The sequence below is a fragment of the Xanthomonas hyacinthi genome (genome assembly GCF_009769165.1).
GTDB classification, from domain to species: Bacteria; Pseudomonadota; Gammaproteobacteria; order Xanthomonadales; family Xanthomonadaceae; genus Xanthomonas_A; species Xanthomonas_A hyacinthi.
On the sequence record NZ_CP043476.1, the window covers coordinates 4,536,129 to 4,555,321 of the forward strand.

17 protein-coding genes and 1 pseudogene are annotated in these 19,193 nt (G+C 61.4%); 5 read left to right on the forward strand and 13 right to left on the reverse strand.

Going from position 1 to position 19,193, the window contains the following annotated elements; translation table 11 throughout:
• Nucleotides 1-149: 149 nt before the first annotated feature.
• Nucleotides 150-614, reverse strand: coding sequence for an AAA family ATPase (locus tag FZ025_RS19915; protein WP_104558962.1), 465 nt, complete (start codon nt 612-614; stop codon nt 150-152).
• A gap of 198 nt (nt 615-812) precedes the next feature.
• Nucleotides 813-1,847 carry a zinc-dependent alcohol dehydrogenase family protein gene (locus FZ025_RS19920; protein ID WP_104558943.1) on the reverse strand — a complete coding sequence of 345 codons (1,035 nt, stop codon included), beginning with the start codon at nt 1,845-1,847 and terminating at the stop codon, nt 813-815.
• Here FZ025_RS19920 and FZ025_RS19925 point away from each other — a divergent pair.
• A complete protein-coding gene (locus FZ025_RS19925; protein ID WP_244292410.1) occupies nt 1,831-2,901 on the forward strand; it encodes a LysR family transcriptional regulator in 1,071 nt (356 codons plus the stop codon). The genes FZ025_RS19920 and FZ025_RS19925 overlap by 17 nt on opposite strands.
• Before the next feature lie 216 nt (nt 2,902-3,117).
• On the opposite strand, the gene FZ025_RS19930 is transcribed toward FZ025_RS19925, so the two are convergent.
• Genes FZ025_RS19930 through FZ025_RS19940 form a run of 3 tightly spaced genes read right to left on the reverse strand, consistent with a single transcriptional unit; the run spans nt 3,118 to nt 5,857 of the window.
• Nucleotides 3,118-4,341: an MFS transporter gene (locus FZ025_RS19930; RefSeq protein WP_046980427.1), complete on the reverse strand. Its 1,224-nt coding sequence runs from the start codon at nt 4,339-4,341 to the stop codon at nt 3,118-3,120.
• Nucleotides 4,338-5,384: an MDR family NADP-dependent oxidoreductase gene (locus FZ025_RS19935; RefSeq protein WP_046980428.1), complete on the reverse strand. Its 1,047-nt coding sequence runs from the start codon at nt 5,382-5,384 to the stop codon at nt 4,338-4,340. Before FZ025_RS19935 ends, FZ025_RS19930 begins: the two co-directional genes overlap by 4 nt.
• Entirely contained in the window at nt 5,384-5,857 is a 474-nt protein-coding gene (locus FZ025_RS19940) for a hypothetical protein (RefSeq protein ID WP_146093617.1), read from the reverse strand. Before FZ025_RS19940 ends, FZ025_RS19935 begins: the two co-directional genes overlap by 1 nt.
• A 499-nt stretch (nt 5,858-6,356) precedes the next feature.
• Here FZ025_RS19940 and FZ025_RS19945 point away from each other — a divergent pair, with 499 nt between their 5' ends.
• The gene (locus tag FZ025_RS19945; protein WP_046980429.1) at nt 6,357-7,295 is read left to right on the forward strand and encodes a helix-turn-helix transcriptional regulator; all 939 of its coding nucleotides are present in this window, start codon (nt 6,357-6,359) and stop codon (nt 7,293-7,295) included.
• A 142-nt stretch (nt 7,296-7,437) separates the two neighbouring features.
• On the opposite strand, the pseudogene FZ025_RS19950 reads toward FZ025_RS19945, so the two are convergent.
• Nucleotides 7,438-7,598, reverse strand: a pseudogene (locus FZ025_RS19950) (LysR family transcriptional regulator); the annotation flags it as partial.
• Between the two features lie 27 nt (nt 7,599-7,625).
• Entirely contained in the window at nt 7,626-9,152 is a 1,527-nt protein-coding gene (locus FZ025_RS19955) for an MFS transporter (RefSeq protein ID WP_341873196.1), read from the reverse strand.
• 116 nt (nt 9,153-9,268) lie between these two features.
• Here FZ025_RS19955 and FZ025_RS19960 point away from each other — a divergent pair, with 116 nt between their 5' ends.
• Nucleotides 9,269-9,910 (forward strand): TetR/AcrR family transcriptional regulator, encoded by a 642-nt coding sequence (locus tag FZ025_RS19960; RefSeq protein ID WP_046980430.1) that lies wholly within the window; start codon nt 9,269-9,271, stop codon nt 9,908-9,910.
• A gap of 120 nt (nt 9,911-10,030) precedes the next feature.
• On the opposite strand, the gene FZ025_RS19965 is transcribed toward FZ025_RS19960, so the two are convergent.
• Nucleotides 10,031-11,389 (reverse strand): MFS transporter, encoded by a 1,359-nt coding sequence (locus FZ025_RS19965; protein WP_208803704.1) that lies wholly within the window; start codon nt 11,387-11,389, stop codon nt 10,031-10,033.
• Nucleotides 11,386-11,817 (reverse strand): nuclear transport factor 2 family protein, encoded by a 432-nt coding sequence (locus FZ025_RS19970; RefSeq protein WP_244292411.1) that lies wholly within the window; start codon nt 11,815-11,817, stop codon nt 11,386-11,388. Before FZ025_RS19970 ends, FZ025_RS19965 begins: the two co-directional genes overlap by 4 nt.
• Nucleotides 11,818-11,934: 117 nt before the next feature.
• On the opposite strand from FZ025_RS19970, the gene FZ025_RS19975 reads away from it, so the two are divergent.
• The gene (locus FZ025_RS19975) at nt 11,935-12,660 is read left to right on the forward strand and encodes an ArsR/SmtB family transcription factor (RefSeq protein ID WP_208803705.1); all 726 of its coding nucleotides are present in this window, start codon (nt 11,935-11,937) and stop codon (nt 12,658-12,660) included.
• A 73-nt stretch (nt 12,661-12,733) separates the two neighbouring features.
• On the opposite strand, the gene FZ025_RS22960 is transcribed toward FZ025_RS19975, so the two are convergent.
• The 3 genes from FZ025_RS22960 to FZ025_RS19990 form a co-directional block, all read right to left on the reverse strand.
• Nucleotides 12,734-12,913, reverse strand: coding sequence for an SMP-30/gluconolactonase/LRE family protein (locus tag FZ025_RS22960; RefSeq protein WP_425509715.1), 180 nt, complete (start codon nt 12,911-12,913; stop codon nt 12,734-12,736).
• Between the two features lie 55 nt (nt 12,914-12,968).
• Nucleotides 12,969-14,174 (reverse strand): MFS transporter, encoded by a 1,206-nt coding sequence (locus tag FZ025_RS19985; RefSeq protein WP_208803707.1) that lies wholly within the window; start codon nt 14,172-14,174, stop codon nt 12,969-12,971.
• Between the two features lie 156 nt (nt 14,175-14,330).
• On the reverse strand, nt 14,331-15,347 hold the full coding sequence (locus tag FZ025_RS19990) for an IS30 family transposase (protein ID WP_158185520.1): 1,017 nt from the start codon (nt 15,345-15,347) through the stop codon (nt 14,331-14,333).
• A 109-nt stretch (nt 15,348-15,456) separates the two neighbouring features.
• Between FZ025_RS19990 and FZ025_RS19995 the strand changes: the two genes are divergently transcribed.
• A complete protein-coding gene (locus tag FZ025_RS19995; protein ID WP_244292553.1) occupies nt 15,457-16,281 on the forward strand; it encodes a LysR family transcriptional regulator in 825 nt (274 codons plus the stop codon).
• Here the strand turns inward: FZ025_RS19995 and FZ025_RS20000 are convergent, their stop codons facing one another.
• A complete protein-coding gene (locus FZ025_RS20000; protein ID WP_244292412.1) occupies nt 16,282-19,119 on the reverse strand; it encodes an AAA domain-containing protein in 2,838 nt (945 codons plus the stop codon). It abuts the gene before it with no gap.
• Nucleotides 19,120-19,193: the final 74 nt, after the last annotated feature.

Consider the following 19,193-nt stretch of genomic DNA (forward strand, 5'->3'; position numbering starts at 1 on the left):
GTCTGAAGCAAAACCCACCGGGTGACCTGCATCCCGGGCGTTGGAGCGTATGCGCCAGGCGTACATGCCTTGACGAGAGCCGTGCTGTCACGCAACCCCATGGGCATATGGCTGCCGCAGCCGGCACAAGCCCGGCGAAATCCGCCGGATCAGGCAGGACGACCGACATGCAGGATGCTGGCGAAACCTTCCTGCTCGATGGTTGGCTCGACGGCCGCGAAGACATTTCGCAAACCTTGCTCGTTGGCGAACTCATCCGGCGACCGGGAAGCGTTGCGCTGCAAGCAAATTGCCAGCGGCGTGTGGAACCAAACCGCCACTGCTTGGACGCCCTGTCTATGGGCTTCGGCAAGAATGGGCGCGCGCTCGGAGCGCTTCACGAGGATGGCGTCGAAAAAGACTGCGTTTGGGTCCTCGCGAATGCATGAGCGAGCCCACGTACTTTTCCCTGACCCTTGAGCGCCGACAAGGACATGCAGCGTGCTGCTTGAGCCTGCATCTGCCAGTGCCTGCGAAAGTAGCGTAAAGCACTGATGCCAAGCCCAGGCATTGCGTGCAGGCGTGATGACGCGACCTGTCGAGGTTTCGAGAAAGAGGTCCGGATTGATAAGCATGAGGGTCAACTTGGCTGATTGTCCTTCCATCGGCGAGCCATGGGCGATCACCGGCCCCAAGGGCCGATTAATCAGCCCATGATCGCCTCATTGCGCCCAGATCTGCGAACAGGCCAAAGCGCCGGCTTGCCGCGCGCCGCGCGCCGTGCGACCAGATCAGGTCGCGCGCGCCGCCTTCTTCCTCGATAAAGGCGGGCTCTACGCCCCAACCTTGATGACCAGCTTCCCAAAAGGACCTTGTTCCAGGCGCGCAAACGCTGCATGGGCTTCGGCGAACGAAAACACCTGGTCGATCATCGGCTTGATGCCGTGCCGGTCGATGGCCTGATTCATCTCCTCGAATGCACGCCGGTGTCCCACGGACACGCCTCGCAAGGTCGCGCGCCGGAGCATCAGCGGAATGGCCGGCATGCGGATCTCGGTATCGTCCATGAAGCCGATCTGCAGGATGTGCCCCGAACCCGCCAGCGCTTCGACGGATTGGCGTAGGTTGTCGCCGCCCACCAGTTCCAGCACCTGATCGACGCCATCGCCATCGGTCAGTTCGATCACCGCTTGCGCCCAAGCAGGAACCTGGGTGGTGTTGATGCCGGCCCAGGCACCAAGCGTTTTTGCACGGGCCAACTTGTCCTCGCTACGTGAGGTCACGATCACGCGCGCGCCCAGCGCTTGCGCGAACTGCAGGCCGAACAAGGATACGCCGCCCGTGCCCTGGACCAGCACCGTTTGCCCTCGCCGAAGGGCTCCCGCTTCCACCAGCGCGAACCAGGCCGTCAGAGCTGCGACGGGCAACGTGGAGGCTTCTGCATCCGACAAGGACGACGGCGCCGCCACCGCCACTTCCTCGGCAAGCGCGACGTACTCGGCCAGCATGCCCGGCAGCGGACCGCCCAGCGACAAGCCGTGCCTGAGCATCGCCCGCGGCGGCTCGCCATCGAGCCATTGCGTCCAGAAATTCCCCATGACACGGTCGCCCACCTTGAAGCGACTGACCTGCGACCCGCGTTCGACCACTTCCCCGGCCATGTCGGAAACCGGGACGAAGGGCATCGGTGGTAGTTCCGGCAACAGCTCACCGTTGATGACCAGTTTGTCGCGGTAGTTCAGCGACACCGCCCCGACTTTGACCAGCACTTCGTTGGGGCCAGGGCGCGGCACAGGCCGCTGCGCCAGTTCCAGGTTTTTCAGCCCGAAGGTCGGCAGTTGCCAGACCTTCATGGATTCGATCGTCATGTTCGGGACTCCTTCGCGCTTCGCAAAAAATCAGAACGCCCAGTCTATTGACGATAAATACGGGAAGGTTGCGCATAACTACGCATACACTGGCCACTTTAATTCCTCAATAGGGGCCGGCATGACGACCTACAGGGCATCGCGCCTGCAAGGCATCACCGTGTTCGTGCAGGCGGTGGAAGCAGGCAGCTTTACGGCGGCGGCCACGAGGATTGGCCTTTCCAAGTCAGCGGTTGGCAAGAGTGTCGCGACCCTGGAGCAACGCTTGGGCGTGCGCCTGCTCGACCGGACCACACGTCGGCTCGCGCTGACGGCGGAAGGGGCGGATTTCCATCAAAGCTGCCTGCGCGTGCTTGCCGAGTTGGACGAGGCCGAATCGCGCGCCGCCTCGCGCCGCAGAGAGGTGTCGGGAACCCTGCGCATCAGCCTGCCGGTGACCTTCGGAAGGCAATGGGTCATGCCCGTGCTGTGCAACCTCGCCCGGCAGCACCCGAAGCTCACGCTGGACGTGGCGTTTGCGGACCGTGCGGTGGATCTGCTGGAAGAGAACATCGATCTGGTGGTGCGGTTGGGAGATCCCGGCAACAGCGCCTCGCTGTCGGCGCGCTACCTGGGGCACCAAAGAACCGTCACCTGCGGCTCGCCAGCCTACTTCGTGGAGCATGGCGTTCCAACATCCATCGACGATCTTGCCAATCACGACTGCATCACCTTTGGACAAGGCGGCCACGTGTTCCCGTGGAAGCTGCTGGACAGCGAGGGGCGCTCCGTGGACGTCAAGATCAGGGGGCGCCACACCATCAGCGACGGGGACGCGTTGCGCGCCGCGGTGCTCGATGGCTTGGGCCTTGCGCAGTTCCCTACTTGGCTGGTGGCAGATCAATTGAGGGACAGCGCGCTGCAAACGGCTCTGGCACCCCAAGGGGTTGAGGGTTCTCCGATCCATGCGCTTTGGCCCGCCACACGTGATCTGGCCCCCAAGATCAGGGCGACAGTCGATGAGCTTATTCGGGCATTCACGCCCGTGGCGCCTTGGGACAGGGACCTGGCCTGAATCGACAACAGGGAGTCTGTCCCATCGCGATTTGCTCAGATGGCTGTAGCCCTCGCGGACCTGCGGGTCGCCCATCACCAGCGGATAGCGCAACACCTCGCCCAAGGGAATGCGCGCATGAGCCAGCAGGGAATGACGCGCCGGGATAGCGCCCCTCAGTGGGGCGCACCAGGTCGGCTCGGATCGAAGATGGCGCAACTCCATCCCGCCAGCCACCTACACTTTGATGCTTCGACCAGCAGGCAGCGACACAACCAACTGGACCACCAGAATGCCTGCAACGACTTGGATGGGTATATTCCATTCGCCTGTCCGCTGATGAATCGCACCGACCAGCAATGGACCAATCGCCGCGATCAGATAACCAACGGTTTGAGCCATCGCCGAAATACGTGTGGCCGTGTCAATGCTGGCACTTTTGGCGACGAACAAGAACGTACCGAGCGATAACCCAGCTCCTTGCCCGAACCCCAGCAGCAACGCCCATAGCATCGCCGTTTCAATGGGCGCATACATCAGCCCCAATGTCCCAGCCAGACACAGCAGCACCGTCATGGCGATATGAGGCCGCTGGTCATTGGTGCGGTGCGCCATCAGCGGCGTCACGAAACTCGCAACCATCAGGCTCATCTGCGAGGTCGAGAAGACCAGTGCCGCAGTGGCAGATGTGGTCCCGCGATCCGTGAGGATCGTGGGCATCCACGGCAGGAATACATACAGGTTGAGCACCTGCAGTCCAAAAAATAGGGTGATCGACCAGGCCGTGCCGTTGCGGTACACGTTGATCGGCGGCGGGTCATTCCCGCGAGCCACCCCGCCCATGTCGGGCGCGTAGCGCAGTTGCGGCAGCCAGAACACCAGGGCCAGCAAAGCGGGAAGTGCCCACAGGCCGAGTGACTGGAAGGCCGATGCTTTGTCCGAGCCCATCAGGTGGAACAAGGGGAACGAAACGCTGGCGCCGAGCACGGCGCCGACGCCCAGCATCAGCGCATAGATGCCCATGACCATGCCCATGCGCTGCGGCCCGAAGCGTTTGCGGGCCAACGCCGGCATGATGACGTTCATCACGGCGATTCCTGCACTTCCGAGGACGGTTCCCAGAATCAGTCCCGCCTGACCGAACCAGCGGATGCCACATCCCACGACCAGTACCGCCAACGCGGCAAACAGCGCCCGCTCCTCACCGAACCGCTGCCGCAACCTGACGCCGGGAATGGAGAAGATGCCCAGAAACACCAAAGGCAGGGTCGTCACCAACAGCGTTGGCGTGAAGCCGAGTTCCAGGTCCTTGAGCAATGGCCCGACCGTGGCGAAAATCAGGCGTAGGTTCACCGACACCAGGATGAAGCCGATCCACAGCAGCCATGGCAGCGGGTCGGCTCGCGCTGACAGGACGCCTTGAGCGCGCGCGCCGTCAGATGCTGCGCTCCGATTGTTCATGATGCCTCCGGCAGTTCGACCAGCACGACGCCTCTGAGGCGACCGGCACAGGCTTGCTCCAGGGCGAGTGGCGCTGCATCCAGGCCCTTGTGGGTGGTGTGGGGTAGGTGGATGCGGCCTGATTCCTGCCACGCGGCGAATTCGTTTATCCACGCGTCGAACAACTCTGGTGCCTGTTCGTCCGCGCTGAAGCCGCGCATCGTTACGCCACGCAAAATGAGTTGAAAAGTGTCCAGTTCGACCGGCGCTTTCAAGGTGGCGCTATGCGGGTTTAACTCCGCCGATACCGCGCCCAGCAATACGCACCGTGCCTCATGGCGGGTGATTTCCAGCGCTGATGCCAGTTGATCACCGCCGACCATGTCCACGATGACGTCGATGCCCTCGGGGGCCGCTTCGGCCAGTTGCGCACGGATCGGCCCGCCGTCTCGGGTGATGACCGCGTCATAACCCAACGCGTCCCGCATCCAGCGCGCCTTCTCCGCACCGCTGGTGCTACCGATGATCCGTGTTGCCCCCAACAAACGCGCGATCTGTCCAGCCATAGATCCGATGGCGCCTGCACCGCTGGTGACAAATACCGTATCGCCCGAGCGCACCTGAATCGCACCGACCAATGCGGCATAGGCAGTCCAGCCATGTCCGAGCCAGACCACAGGGTCAACGCTCGATCCATGGATCGGCTTGCATTGCTCGGTCCTCACAAGCGCGTATTCGCGCCAACCGAGCGGATGCAGCACCAAGCTACCGACGGCCAGGTCGCAACCGGGCGCTGTCTGGACCACTTCGCCAATCGCACCATCGGCAAGCGTGTCGCCAGGCAGTAGCGGCGGAAACGGAATGCCCTTGACCGACTCGGCGCCGGCTTCGGCCATCAACCTGGTTGAAATGGAAACGCGAAACCATCGGTTGCGCACCACCACTTGTCCGGGACCAGGGGTTGGCACAACGGTCTCGACGATCTCAAAGTGCTCGGCCTTCAACGCGCCTGATCGGTACCCGAGCAGTCTGACTTCCCGGGATTTATATTTGTCGTTCGTCATCAGTGGACCTCCGCAATAGCGCGCGAAGCCAGGTCTGGCGCGCGCAATTTGATGGCTGTTTCATTCAGTTCGGCGAATGTTTCGCGCAGATGAGCCAACAGCCAATCGACGGCATCTGCTGTGTCGATGAAGGATTGCGTCGGCACGCCGTACAGTCGCTCGGCGCTCATCTTGTTGGTCCTGTTCACCACAGCCGCAGGCGCTACCGTGGCCATTCCGATCACATGCCTTTTGAAGCGCTCACCATTGGCGCTGAACCATTCCTTTCGTTCCCTGGCGCCACCAGGTGGATGTACATAAGCGCCCTCGTCCTTGAATATCCGGAAAGCAGCGAAGCGTTCGCCACGATTCAGCCATTCGTTCCACGCGGCAGCGTGGCGGTGCAAATCGTCCAAACTGGGATTGCCGCTGGAGATTGATAAAACGAGAGGCGAGCAGGAAAGGTCGTTGTGCATCATGTTTTTAAAGGCCATGCCGGAGAAATAGTGAGTTGCGCGAGGCTTGAAGGGCGGGCAGTGAATCGCTCTGGAAATAATCTTAGACTCAAGCGCAAATGGATATTTTGAAATGCTTAGTCAAAATGGATTCGCTGTTTGGCTTTCCGGATTCATAGCGGCTGCAACGTTTTGAAAACCAAGTTTGCGCATCGGAAATTGCACCGTGATCGACCTTCTCGGCGGTTACGGTCACTACAGGAAGCTGTATCGCCGATGCGTCTGACGGTGTCTCGCCCGCGAATGCCGACTCGGAACAAAGAGACGATAGGCCGATAAAAAATTGCGTGTTGCAACGCGGAATGTTGGTGTTTCATTCAGATATCCAGGGGCGAAGGCGTGGTCGATTTATTCCTCAGTCACTGTACTTTTTAGATGCAAATAAGTATCATTAAATGTTTAGTCAAGCTGGATTCCTTGTTTGGAGTTCTGGTGGGCGCGAGACCGAGCAACGGCGAACCGAACCGAAGGAGCCACCATGAATTACCGTTTGACGGCGGATGACATTTCTCCACCCAGGCCCCTCGACCGGTCTCCGTGGTGGCGTTCAACGCTTACCGAGGACGTGGGGAACTGCTTCATCGATCAGCTGAAGTTCGACGACGGCTTGACGCTGAGCTACGCCCAATACGATTCTCGACATGATCTGCTGGAGACTCGGGCATCGGATCGGAGTGGCCGCGCTCTGACCATCACCCTTGCGCTCGAAGGATGCGCAAGCACGATCGGGGCGGACGGAAGGCGTTTCGACTTCATTTCCGGGTACAGCACCATTGCCGCGTTCGCGGGCACTCAGGGCAAGCGACGTGTCCCCGCCGATCAAGTGGTTCGGCAATTGCGACTGATCGCCGAGGAGCCTTTGCTGCATCGGTATGGACTGGAAGGTGTGCTCGATGGCGTGAACAATGAGCAATCCGTTCAGTCGCTGTTTTTCGGGAAGTTCGGCGGCCTCACCCAGCGGCTGACCGACTCATTCGACCATCTCCGTCGGCACGACGGCAGCCTGCTGGACCTGCAGATCGTCGCGCTGGGCCTGCTGTCCGAACAGACCCGTCCGTTCGCCAAGCAACGGGCCGTGATGGACAAGGTGCGCGCGAGCGACCAGGACAAGATGTTGGCCGCGCGTGACATCATGATGAGCCAGTACGACCACCCGCTGACCATCGCCTACCTCTGCACCAGGGTCGGCACCAACGAATTCAAGCTCAAGCAAGGCTTCCGCGAACTGTTCGGCACCAGCCCGCATCGCATGCTGACCGACATCCGCATGCAAAAGGCCTGGGAACTACTGGAGACCGGCTTGTACGTGTCCACGGTGGCCTACAAGGTCGGCTACCAGCACCTGTCGAGCTTCAGCGCGGCCTTCGAGCGGTACTACGGCAGGACACCGAAATCCGTAACCAAGTCAACTAGTTGAGCAATGCCCTTCGTTGCCGCCCAAACTCCCATGACACCCCGCTACTACGTACCACTGCAGCAAACCGGTGCCCTATCCGTTGCTCGATCATTGGCGGCCTATGCGACCCCCTGATTGCGTAGCGTGCCCAGCAGGTTCCGGGCGAGGATGACGTGCTAGATAACAAAGGTGCATCCAGATCTTTTTCCAACTCCTTGATCGTGCGCGACAGGGGGACTGGTCGACGAGCAGTCGTTCGGCGGCACGGGCGAAATGGAGTTCTTCGGCTACGGCCAAGAAGCAACGCAGGTGTCGAAGGTCCATTCATCCCATCCGTTCAACATCGCATGGCTATTTTTCCAAAACGATATCCAGCGTTGACCGAACGGTGAGCAGAAGAATCATGGCTATGGCGCAACCCAGCCCGGCGAATAGCATTGCTGCATGGAAACCGCTTTCCATTGCAGTTAGGTAGAGCTTCGACAACTGGGGGAGGGCGCTGGGGAGCACATGGTGAGTAACGGCCTGGCGTGCAATGGGTATCGCGTCGGTGAGGCCCTGGTCACGCGCCGCATCCGAGAGTACGTGAATCGCTCGGTTGCTCATGAGCGTTCCAAGAAAGGCGATGCCGATGGTCATTCCGGTTTGTCGCAAGGCATTCATCGTCGCGGAAGCGGTCCCCGAGCGTTCAGCCGGAGCGGCATTCATAACGACCATGCCCGTGGCGGGAACGGCCAGTCCGGCGCCAATTCCCAGCAAGCCGAAGAGCAATCCGACGATCCAATATGACGTTTGCGCGGTGAAGACGACCATGGTCGACATCGAAAGCGCGATCAGGCCGTAACCAGCGACCATCAATCGCCGGATTGGAAAAGCAGCGCTCAAACGCCCAAACATGATGGACATGCAGCCTGTGAGGACGAACTGCGGCATCATTCGCCACCCGGTCTCCATGGGGGACCAGCCCTGGATTTGCTGCAGAAAGATCGAGAAGAAAAACAGGCTGCTGTAGTACGAAAAACCGAGCATGAATGACGCGAAGTTCGCGATCACGAAAGCGCGCTCCCGGAAGAGAGCAAGTGGCAACAGCGGTCGCCGTACGCGCCTCTCGACAATCGCAAAAACAACCAAGGCGATCAGCGACAGCGTCAAGGCAACCCAGGTTGCGACTGCATTGAACCCATGTTCGCCGGCAGCAATCAGCCCATAGGTCAGTGCGCCCAGGCAAACTACGCTGAGTATTTGCCCAACGGGGTCCAACGCAGCATGGTCCGGATGCCTGCGTTCCGTGATTCCCCACAAGCCAAGTCCGACGGCAGCAAGGCCCAGGGGAAGATTGATGAGAAAAATCGCCTGCCATCCCGCGACGTGAAGCAGCACGCCACCGAGCAACGGACCAAGAATCAGCGCCAAGGCGCTGAATGCCGACCAACCGCCGATCACCTGGGCGCGCTCCTTGGGATCGGGGAATGCGTGGGTAAGGATGGGGAGCGCTCCTGGGATCAGTAATGCGCCCGCTACGCCTTGTACTGCCCGACCTGCAAGCAGCACGTCCAGGGAGTGGGCCATGGCGCATAGCGCGGAGCCAGCGGTAAACAGAACGACCCCCACCATCCACGCACGCTTGTGCCCGTATCGGTCTCCCACGGGACCGGCTGAAAGCATGAACGCTGAGAGGCAGATTGCATATGCGCTGACGACCCATTGAAGGCCTGCGATGTCCGTATGCAGTGCCGTCTGCAGGGTTGGCAGCGCGACGTTGACGATGCTGATGTCGAGCGTGGCGAGGAACGTGCCCAGGTACGCTGCCGCCAGTGCAGCGCGGCGACGGCCGAGCTGCATGACAGTACGCTGGAGAGAAGGGTCATCGAGGTCCATGTCCCCAATCTATCCATTGACCGACCGCTGGTCAATGGATAGAAGGGGTTGACGGCCTGTGTGGGCGAACAGTCCTTTAAACTGACAAAAGTTGCCAAAGTCCAGGAAATGACACGATGAAAGTGCGATCTTCCAGAGTGGAATTGCCCGCGAAAATGCCTGCTCGCCCCCGGACGAAACCTGCGGAAGTCCGGCTTGACGAGTTGATGGCCGCCGCGGAAAAGCTGTTCCTCGCGCAAGGCGTGGACGCGACGACAATCAGCGAAATCGTCGAGGCAGCGCAGGTTGCCAAGGGCACCTTCTATCACTACTTCTCGTCCAAGAGCGACATGCTCGACGCGCTGGGCAAGCGATACACCGAGCAGTTTCTTGCCAGTTTAGAAGAAGCGATGGAAGGCTGTGCCTCAGACGACTGGACTGGGCGGCTTCTGGCGTGGATTCATGCCAATGTCGAGACTTACGTCAAGACCTACCGCACGCACGATATTGTGTATACCAACCACCACCATCACGACCGTTCCAACCAAGCCAAGAATGCCATCCTGGACCAGTTGTTGGAGATTATCGAAGGAGGTAGGTCGGCTGGTATCTGGGCACCCGAAGAGCCACGCATCGTGGCGCTGCTGATTTATTCCGGTGTTCATGGGGCGACAGATGACGTCATCGCCGCAAAGACGAAAGACTGCGCGCCCTTCGCGCGGCGCGTTTCCGAAGCCTGTTTGCGGATGCTGACGCTTCCTCAGAAGCCCGCTACGTGATCTGATTGCACGCAGTGAGCTGGGGCACGACGACGTTCATGGCCTGCTTGATGGCACTGCATTGTTGATGCGCCGCCTCCGTCATGTTTCGTGGCTGGCAGACCCAGATTCACTCAGCGTCTACGGCGAGGTGAACCACGCCATAGCGGCAAGGATCGATACGCCGACGGATACGCACAACACGACATGCATGCCGGCCTCGAACGTACGCATCTCGGCGATCAGCGTGCCGAAGATGGCGACCCCCAGCGCGGCACCTGTCTGGCGTGCCGAATTGAGTACCGCAGCGGCCACGCCTGCGCGATCCTTCTCGACGGTGCCCATGGCCGGTGCAGTCGCCGCCGGCGAGATGAAGCCGGAGGCCAGCCCGACGGCCAGCATCGGAACGACAGCCCACCAGTATGGCGAGGTCGCGCCGGCCGGCAGCATGCCCAACGCGCCGATGGCATAGAAACTGAAGGCCGCACACATCGACCAGCGCGTGCCGCATCTCCTGACCACCCGATTGGCAACGAAGCTCCCCACCGCCACCATCGCTGTCATCGGCAGGAACGCGAGCCCGACCGACAGCGGCGAATAGCCTCTGGCGTGTTGGTAGTACAGACTGGTGACGAAAAACAAGCCGTAGAACACGAAAGCGGATGCCATGGAAACGCAAGTCGATCTGGTGAAGGTGCCGTCTTTGAACAAAGACAACGGCAGCATCGGTTGCGTGTGTCGAGCCTCCACCACGATAAACGTTACCCACGCCACCAGAGTGACGGCGATGCCCGCGATGATCCGAGGCGAACTCCAGCCCAGCGTTCGTCCTTCGATCAGCACACTGACGAGCCCGCCCAGCGCAACGATGGCCGCCGCTTGACCTGCGGGATCAAAGCGGCGGCTTTGCGCCGGCCTCTCGTCGCGCGCGATGCGCCAAGTCATCCCTATGCCGAGCAGCCCGACGGGCACATTCACAAAGAAGATGCTTCGCCAGTCGAATAGATGAATCAACACGCCGCCGACCAAAGGACCAGCCGCCATGGCAATGCCGCCGCCGCCGACCCAAATACCGATGGCGCGCGTCCGTTGCTCTGGATCCGGGTAAGCATGATTGATCAGTTTGAGCGAGCACGGCACCAGCATTGCCGCCCCGGCCCCTTGAAAGACGCGCGCAATAACCAGACTCGGCAGATCGGTCGCCAAGCCGCAGCCCACCGAGGCAAGGGTGAACAGCGCAAGGCCGATCAGATAGACATTCCGCGCGCCCCATCGGTCGCCCAGCGTCCCGCCGGTCAACAAGAGGCTGGCGAATGCCAGGGTGTACGCGTTTAGCACCCACTGCAGACCCTCGACCTGGGTGCCCAGCGAGACCGAGAGGCGCTCCAGCGCAACGTTGACGATCGACGTGTCCAGTAGAACCACGATATAGCTGACGCTTGCCGCCGCCAGAATCCGGCGCTGTATGACTCCGTTGCTTGCACGATCGACCACGTTCACGGGACCGGCTTGTTCAATGCGGCAATGAGCACCTTGAAGCCGACCCATCCCCAATAAACCCGGTGATGCGCAATGAGCCCGTTCGCGATATCCATCACTTCGACAAGATCGACCTGATCTCCCTGCGGCGTGTCGCGCGGATACTCCCAGGTCAGCTGTCTACCATCGGAGAAGAACGTCCCCGTTCGATACCAACGGCCCAGATCGTGTTGGAGTTTGCGGAATCCGGCCTCGAAGAACAGCCTGATTTCGGCCTTGCCCTTCAGGATGCCCTCCGTTCTGTCTTTCAAGGTTGCGAGGATCAACGGGGTTTCCAGAGTGGCATCGTCGGCATAGAGCGCCATCAGGCCATCGAGATCGCGGCCACGAATTGTTTCGTGCCACTGTTCATGGATGTGGCGAATTTCGGCATCGGTGTTCTTGGGCATCATCGGCTCCCGGCTTGACCAGAAAGAACGGAGCCTAGCTTGGATGTGATGCCCGATGATTCGACACGAGTCGAAGCATGAAGTCGGGAGCGGTGATATCGTGGAGTCATCCAATGGATGATCAATGTTATGGGACCTCAACCGAAAATCGCTTCCACCGCGTTCCTGATTTCCGATGCGGCACGCGCGGCCATGCTGATGAGCCTGGTTGGGGGGTGTGCGCTGCCTGCCGGCGAACTGGCTCGTATTGCTGGCGTTACCGCGCAGACGGCAAGCTCCCATTTGAGCAAGCTCTTGGCTGGGGGGTTACTTGCGCTCGAAACCCAAGGGCGGCACCGTTACTACCGGCTGGCAGACGCGCATGTTGCACTCGCGCTCGAAACTCTCGCGTCGATCAGCCCGGTGGAAACTGTGCATCGAACTCCTGTGAGCCAAGCGTCGCGAGACCTTCAATTTGCACGTTGCTGTTATGACCATCTAGCGGGCCGGCTTGGTGTTGCCATTACGCATGGCCTGCAAGCGCATGGTTTTATCATCGAGGCTGCGGACAAACAGTTCAGCGTGATGCCGGCTGGCGTCACGTGGTTTAGCGCTATGGGTCTGGAGCTCGCCGAGCTCAAACCGAACCGGCGCGGCCTGGCCCGACAATGTCTGGACTGGACCGAACGCGAACATCATCTGGCCGGTCCATTGGGGGTGCAATTCATGCGCCTGATGTGTTCCAAGGGATGGCTGCGGCGCTCATCGACGTCGCGTGGCGTTCGCGTCACGCCGAAGGGCTGGGCTGAACTAAAGAAACAACTCGACATTGATGCGGGTTCGGTAACGCATGTTCGGTCGTGATACGCCGTCTCTTGGTCCAACAGCACACATATTCAATCCGATTCGGCACGATCTTGATTTAGCGACACGGCATTTACTCTTTAAATAAGTGACGTGGAATACCAGCGACGTCGGGGCGAATGGCATACAGATCCCCAGCGTCCGGGTAGGCATCTAGTTCCGCGGGCGTCATGGCAAATCGTGCAGTGGTGATGAACAACGTATCCAAATCATCCCCGCCGAAGCAGCAACTGGTGGGACGGGGTACGGGCATGGCGAGGCGAGCGCTCAAGCGCCCGTCTCGGTCGTAGCGCAGCAGGCATCCCGGCCTAGAACGCAGCTCCAACTGATGGATCCCTCCGGTCGAGCCAGCCGCTCCACAAGGTCAGTAGCAGGCCCACACCGACCATGATCGCGCCGACCCACGGCGTGGCGCCCAGCCCCAACCGGGAATCCGCCACCAGGCCGCCGATGAAGGCGCCCAGCGCGATGCCGGCATTGGCGGCCGACACATTGATGGTTGAGGCGATGTCCACGTTGCCGGGCCGATGGCGCTGGGCAAGCTGCACGACGTACAGCGCCAGCCCCGGCACGTTGCAGAACATGAGCGCGCCGAGCACGCCGAGCGTCAGGATCGAACCGAGCATGGACGACGCGGTGAAGGTGAAGATCAGCAGCACCGCCGCCTGCGCGCCGAGCATCAGCGCCAGCGCCGGCACAAGCTTCTTGTCGGAGACGCGCCCGCCAAGGAAATTGCCGACGATCACCGAGACACCATAAAGGGCCAGCATCCACGCCACGCCGTTCGGACCGAAGCCGGTGATGTCGGCCAGGATGCTGGGCAGATAGGCGAAGGCGACGAAGGTGCCGCCCCAGGCACAGAAGTTCATGCCGAACGCGATCAGCAACCGCCCGCTGCCCAGCACCTCGACCTGTTCGATGAGGCTGCCGGCCGGCGCGATGTCGATCTTGCGCGGCAAAGTCGCCGCCATCGCCAGCAGCGACACCAGACCGGTGGCCGCGACGAACCAGTAGGCCATCGGCCAGCCCAGACGCTGACCGATGACGGTCGCAATCGGCACACCGGCCGCGACCGCGATGGTCAGGCCGCCGAACACGATCGCCACCGCCGAGGCCCGCCGGTCTTCCGAAACGAAACTTGCGGCGATCGCAGCACCAACGCCGAAGAAGATGCCGTGCGGCAGGGCGGAGACGACACGTGCGGCGATGAGGAACTCATAGCTCGTGGTCAACGCGGCGGCGGCATTGGCGATGACGAACAACACCATGACCGCGAGCATCAGCGTTTTGCGCGATAGGCGTCCCGTCAGCGCCGCGAGGATCGGCGATCCGAAGCTGACGCCCAGCGCGTAACCGCTGACGACCAGCCCGGCGCGCGCCAGGTTGACGCCGAAATCAGCGGCAATCTGCGGCAGCACGCCGACGCTCGCGTATTCGGTGGTGCCGATGGCAAAACCACCGACCATCAAGGACAGCAAGGCGGGCAAGGTGCCGCGCCGGGTGGAAACAGCCATCAAGAACTCCGGAAATAGATGAATGGATCGAGCGTTCCGAAGCGTAGAGGGAGTAGTTATGATGAAATAGATGCTTCCGTTCAATTCACCATTGAAATGGATTCATTGAATGTCGCGCCAAAACATCAACCGCGCCTTCGAGATGGAAGGGCGGTCTCAAGAATCAAGTGCAACACGTGATTTGAAGGCGAGGATTTCCTTCTCCATGGCCGCTGCCGGCGTGGCCCAGCCTAATGTCTGGCGAGGACGCCCATTCATCAGCTTGGCGACGTGATTGAGGTACTCCTGGCTCGCTTGCGACAAGTCCACGCCCTTGGGCAGGAACTGGCGCAGCAGGCCATTGGTGTTCTCGTTGCTGCCCCGCTGCCACGGCGCATACGGATCGGCGAACCACACGTCGATGTTCAACCCTCGCATCAGCTCCTCGTAACAGGTCAGTTCCGTTCCGCGGTCGTAGGTCAGGCTCTCGCGCAGGAAGGCCGGCAGCTTCTTCATCTGGCGAGTGAAGCCTTCCAGCGCGGCGTCCGCGGTGCAGCCATCCATCCTGCACAGCACCACGAAGCGTGTCTTGCGCTCGACCAGCGTGCCCACGCAGGACCGGTTGAACGCGCCCTTGATCAGGTCGCCCTCCCAATGCCCCGGCAGCAGGCGCTGTTCCACCGCTTCGGGCCGATGCACGATGCGCAGCTCCTCCGGTACCCAGGTGCGCGCCGCTGCTGTGGTGCGCCTGCGGCCTCGCGTGGGCTTGCTCTGGCGCAATGCATCGACCAGGGCCTGCTTCAGGCCGCCGCGCGGATGCGCGTAGATGGCCGCGTAGATCGTCTCGTGACTGACCCGCTGGCTGGCGTCGTCTGGATGCATGTCCCGCAGTGTGGCCGCGATCTGCTGCGGCGACCAGCGATCGAACACAAGACGGTCGTGGACGAACTCGAACAGCACCGCGCCCGCGATCAGCCTGCGTGCTCGTACGCTGCGCGATCGCCGCGATCGATACACCAGGGCTGCCGCATGCGCCGAGTACACGCCGCTGTCCAGACGCCGGATCTCGCGGCTCAGCGTCGATGCGCTACGCCCCAGGCGGCGACCGATCCCACGAAGACTCGTTCCCCGATCGCGTTCGACCTGAAGCACCGCGCGTTCCTCACTACTCAGATGACTGTACTGTCTTCCCATCGCAACACCCTACGCTCTGTGAGGTGTTGCACTTGGAAGTTGAGTCTGCCAAGTGTTCATCGCGGTGGTCGCCGCCGAAAGCTTCACCGCAGCCGCCAAATCGCTGGGCATGACGGCCTCGGCCGTCAGCAAGCTCATCCATCGGTTGGAAACGCGTCTGGGAACGAAGCTGCTGCATCGCACCACGCGCAAGCTGCAACTCACGCCCGAAGGCAGCGCCTTCCATGAACGCGGCCTGCGCATCCTCGACGACATCGACATCGACTGCGCCGAGCACGAGGCCGCACAGGTGGGATCGCCGCGCGGGCGCGTGCGGATCAACAGCCATGTGGCCTTCGGCGTCCACTACCTGCTGCCGCACTTGTCGGAGTTCCTGGAACGCTTCCCGGACGTTCAACTGGACGTGACGCTGAGCGATATCGTGGTCGATTTGCTGGACGATCGCAGCGATGTGGCGATCCGCACCGGGCCGCTGCCCGATTCACGCCTGACCCAGCGCCGGCTTGGCGCCAGCGGCCTGGTGGTGGTCGCCTCGCCAGACTACCTGCGGCGCGCCGGCACGCCCGAGCGGCCTGAAGATCTGCACCAACATCGGCGCCTGGGCTTCAACTACGCCCGGCATGTCGATGCATGGCCCTTCATCGGCGGTGACGGCACGCGCATCGCCATCGCACCATCGGGCGACCTGCGCTTGGGCGATGGCGAGAGCATGCGCCAGATGGCGCTGGCCGGGGTCGGCGTGGCGCGGCTGGCGCGTTACCACGTTAGAGCCGATCTTGCTGCTGGCCGGCTGGCGCCATTGCTGGAAAAGCACGACTGCGGCGCCGTGGAAGAAATCCATGCGGTGTTCGTCGGCCCCGGCCGTCATGTGCCAGCCCGGGTTAGGGTACTGCTCGATTTTCTGGCCGAACGAGTCGCGCAGGATCTCGCCTGATCACGTTCCGAGCGCTGGGCTAGTCCACTGGGCAACGAACTCGGCGATTCTCTCTTCGATGCGACTCTCGATGGTGCGCAGACGCAGGATGAGAATGTCGCTTTTCGTCAAGATACTGTTCTTCAACGCGTCTCGCGCCGCCTGATCGGGACGGTCGTGGGAGCCACCATCGACTTCGATCACCCCCAGCGGGGTCTTGCCGACCTTGAAATAGATCACGAAATCGCAACTGGCACGCGCCATGAAGGCCCGCTCGCGTTGCGTCAAAGCCGGGTTGCTCGGTGATGCGACCTGATCCAGCTTGACCTGGTCGTGACACATCAACGCCTGGCACGATGGATCGGACAGCGCCTCGCGCAGCAGTTGCGCCGCGATCTGCTCGGATCTGTAGCGTGAATCCTCAGACTGCAAGCGGGCGTTCAAGCGCGCCAGGGACTGGTCATACTCGCGGTACAGCAGGTCGAAGGCCGACACCACGGGCGCACGCACGATCTGCTCGTCCTGCGCGTAATAGGTGACGTAGCGCATCAAGGCCGCGATGTGACCGTTGTTGCCGGTGAACACCTCGTCGCCCGTCACCAAGGTGAAGCGGTGCTTGGCCCGCGACACCGCCACGTTGATCATGCGCGGGTCATCGACGAAATCCAGGCGTTTGCGCTCCTGGCTGTAGCGTTTCTTGTCCAGCACGGTGGAGAAGACGATCTCGTCGCACTCCCGGCCCTGGAACTTGTGCACGGTGTCCTTGACGAAATCCGCCGGCAGGCGCCTGCTGGAAAGGTTGACTTGTGCCCGAAACGGCGCGATGAACCCGCGCCCGTCGCCGTCCAGCCCGACCGGTTCGCCCTCGTCGTCAAGCAGCTTGAGCAGGGAGTCCAGCTCCCGCAAGTTGGTGTTCTGGCGGGTGTGGTTGCCCTTGGCGGTCACCACCAGGCGCAGCGGCGCTTCACCCTTGTCCTCGGTCATGGGCACCAGCGCGTTGTCGTAGAACTGCTGGTTGCAGAACTGGATGATCCTGGGATGGCAGCGGTAATGCTCTTTCAGCAGGGTCCTGGGCAGCGCCTCCTTGAACACGCCGATGCACGAATCCAGCAGGCTGTAGCGCTCGCAATCGTAGGCCTCGGCGGGCGCCTGCAGGCCCAGCACGACAGGAATGTGCGCCAGCTGGCGGTTGTCGCCGACGACGATCAGGTTCTTCGCGCAGCCCAGCGCCAGAATGCCCGGCACGATGTCCTGCAACGAGGCCTCGTCGATGATCACGTAGTCGAGGATCGCCCCCGGCGCGATCGAATTGACGATGGAGTGCGTGCCGCTGCCTAGGATCGGGAAGCGATTCACGAAGGCGTCGAACTGTTGTTGGTACGTCTTGGCATCGAAGCTGTCCGATGGCCGAGGTAGCCCTTGCAGGTGCTGCTTCAGATGGTGCATCGATGCGGTCTTCAATTCATCCAGCAAGGCCGTGAAATTTCCACGCGTGAGAGATTCGCGGCACGCTTGCAACTCCGCTTCCTTGCCCCGAAGTGCCTTGTCGTAGTAGTGCATCTGCAAGTCATGGAACGCGGTCAACCGCGCCTCGCCCTCGGCGAATGGCTTGGCACGGAAAATCCTGAAGTTGAACAGCAGCTCGATGCGGTCTTTGAGACTGATGCGCTGCTCGCCCAGATGGGCTAGGTAGGCCATCAGGTCTGCGGTCTTGCGCGGCGACAGTCCGTACTTGTCCAGCGAAGCGGCGGCCTGCACGCCGCTGTCTGCCTGCCACCGCTGCAGGTAGCGCCGCTCGACGATCAGCTCGTCGAGTTCGACCTGCAGTTGCGCCGCCCGATTGTGATGGTGCAAGTGCTGCTTCAAGCGGGCCAGCAAGGCTTGAATCTCGTCCAGAGTTGGTGCGGGCTCGGGCTCGCTCGATGGCCAAGTCGGCAGGTCAGTGAAGAAGTCCTGGCGGTTGTGCTGGTTGCCGAGTTTGGCGATCAGGTGGCCCAGGCCGCATTTCTCCAGCTTCTCGTAGACGTTTTCTACCGCCGCATTGTTGTTGGACAGCACCGCCACCGTCTGCCCGCGCAGCAGGATATTGGCAAGGATGTTGAGGATGGTCTGGGTCTTGCCGGTCCCTGGCGGCCCCTCGATCACGCTGACCTGCGCACGGAACGCTTGCTCCACCGCTATAAGCTGGCTCTCGTTCAGCCCGAACGGATAGATCAGCCCCTGGCCCGGCGCCAGCGCGCCGTTGCGCCCCGTGCAGTAGGCCTGCAAGGCGGTGTCGGCACTGGCGGGCAGCCTTGCTAGCTGGCGCACCACATTGGCGGTGATGTCGCGGTCGGTCTTCGACTCCGCACGCTCCTGCCGGGCATTGGCCACGGCCGTGAAATAGTGGAAGACTGGCGCCTCTTTCATCGCCGTCGGCGCGGCAAAGCCGATACCGTCCATCTTGAAGACGTAGGGTTTGCCGCCGCCCGGATAATGCACGACGGCATACCGCTCGGCGTAGATCGTCGCCTTGGCGATGGGCGTGACGATCATGCTGCCGGGCTTGGTCAACAGACTCTCGTCCAGTTCGCGGGTGGGGGAAACACGGCAGTCGCTGAGTGGACGCGTATAGCTTTTCTTGGAGGGGAAATAGCACGTCAGTTGCAGAGCTTCGTACTTGTCGCTCCAGTAAATCGCCCAGTCGCTGATCTGCGCGGTTCTGTCCTCGTCCCCCATCTGAATCGAAACCATATATCCCTTATTCGTATGCGCACGGCATTCGTCTTCGCGCTCATGCCGAATATCGAATGCCGTTATTCCTCCAATAGGGATCATCTTGCCATCATTGCGTGCAGGGCCGATAGCCGGCTCATGCATCTGTCCATCTGCCGGTTCTTTGGCTATTACTTGAAGACGGAGTGCTGTTCAACTTTGGCCCGTGCGGGAGATGC

What these genes read in the sequence shown, in the direction of transcription:
- FZ025_RS19985 (WP_208803707.1), bottom strand. Translation starts at nt 14,174, where the DNA reads ATGGCTGTTTCCACCCGGCGCGGCACCTTGCCCGCCTTGCTGTCCTTG.
- FZ025_RS22960 (WP_425509715.1), bottom strand. Translation starts at nt 12,913, where the DNA reads ATGCCCGTACCCCGTCCCACCAGTTGCTGCTTCGGCGGGGATGATTTG.
- FZ025_RS19920 (WP_104558943.1), bottom strand. Translation starts at nt 1,847, where the DNA reads ATGACGATCGAATCCATGAAGGTCTGGCAACTGCCGACCTTCGGGCTG.
- FZ025_RS19915 (WP_104558962.1), bottom strand. Translation starts at nt 614, where the DNA reads ATGCTTATCAATCCGGACCTCTTTCTCGAAACCTCGACAGGTCGCGTC.
- FZ025_RS20000 (WP_244292412.1), bottom strand. Translation starts at nt 19,119, where the DNA reads ATGCATGAGCCGGCTATCGGCCCTGCACGCAATGATGGCAAGATGATC.
- FZ025_RS19960 (WP_046980430.1), top strand. Translation starts at nt 9,269, where the DNA reads ATGAAAGTGCGATCTTCCAGAGTGGAATTGCCCGCGAAAATGCCTGCT.
- FZ025_RS19925 (WP_244292410.1), top strand. Translation starts at nt 1,831, where the DNA reads ATGGATTCGATCGTCATGTTCGGGACTCCTTCGCGCTTCGCAAAAAAT.
- FZ025_RS19940 (WP_146093617.1), bottom strand. Translation starts at nt 5,857, where the DNA reads ATGGCCTTTAAAAACATGATGCACAACGACCTTTCCTGCTCGCCTCTC.
- FZ025_RS19990 (WP_158185520.1), bottom strand. Translation starts at nt 15,347, where the DNA reads ATGGGAAGACAGTACAGTCATCTGAGTAGTGAGGAACGCGCGGTGCTT.
- FZ025_RS19955 (WP_341873196.1), bottom strand. Translation starts at nt 9,152, where the DNA reads ATGGACCTCGATGACCCTTCTCTCCAGCGTACTGTCATGCAGCTCGGC.
- FZ025_RS19935 (WP_046980428.1), bottom strand. Translation starts at nt 5,384, where the DNA reads ATGACGAACGACAAATATAAATCCCGGGAAGTCAGACTGCTCGGGTAC.
- FZ025_RS19995 (WP_244292553.1), top strand. Translation starts at nt 15,457, where the DNA reads ATGACGGCCTCGGCCGTCAGCAAGCTCATCCATCGGTTGGAAACGCGT.
- FZ025_RS19930 (WP_046980427.1), bottom strand. Translation starts at nt 4,341, where the DNA reads ATGAACAATCGGAGCGCAGCATCTGACGGCGCGCGCGCTCAAGGCGTC.
- FZ025_RS19975 (WP_208803705.1), top strand. Translation starts at nt 11,935, where the DNA reads ATGATCAATGTTATGGGACCTCAACCGAAAATCGCTTCCACCGCGTTC.
- FZ025_RS19970 (WP_244292411.1), bottom strand. Translation starts at nt 11,817, where the DNA reads ATGCCCAAGAACACCGATGCCGAAATTCGCCACATCCATGAACAGTGG.
- FZ025_RS19945 (WP_046980429.1), top strand. Translation starts at nt 6,357, where the DNA reads ATGAATTACCGTTTGACGGCGGATGACATTTCTCCACCCAGGCCCCTC.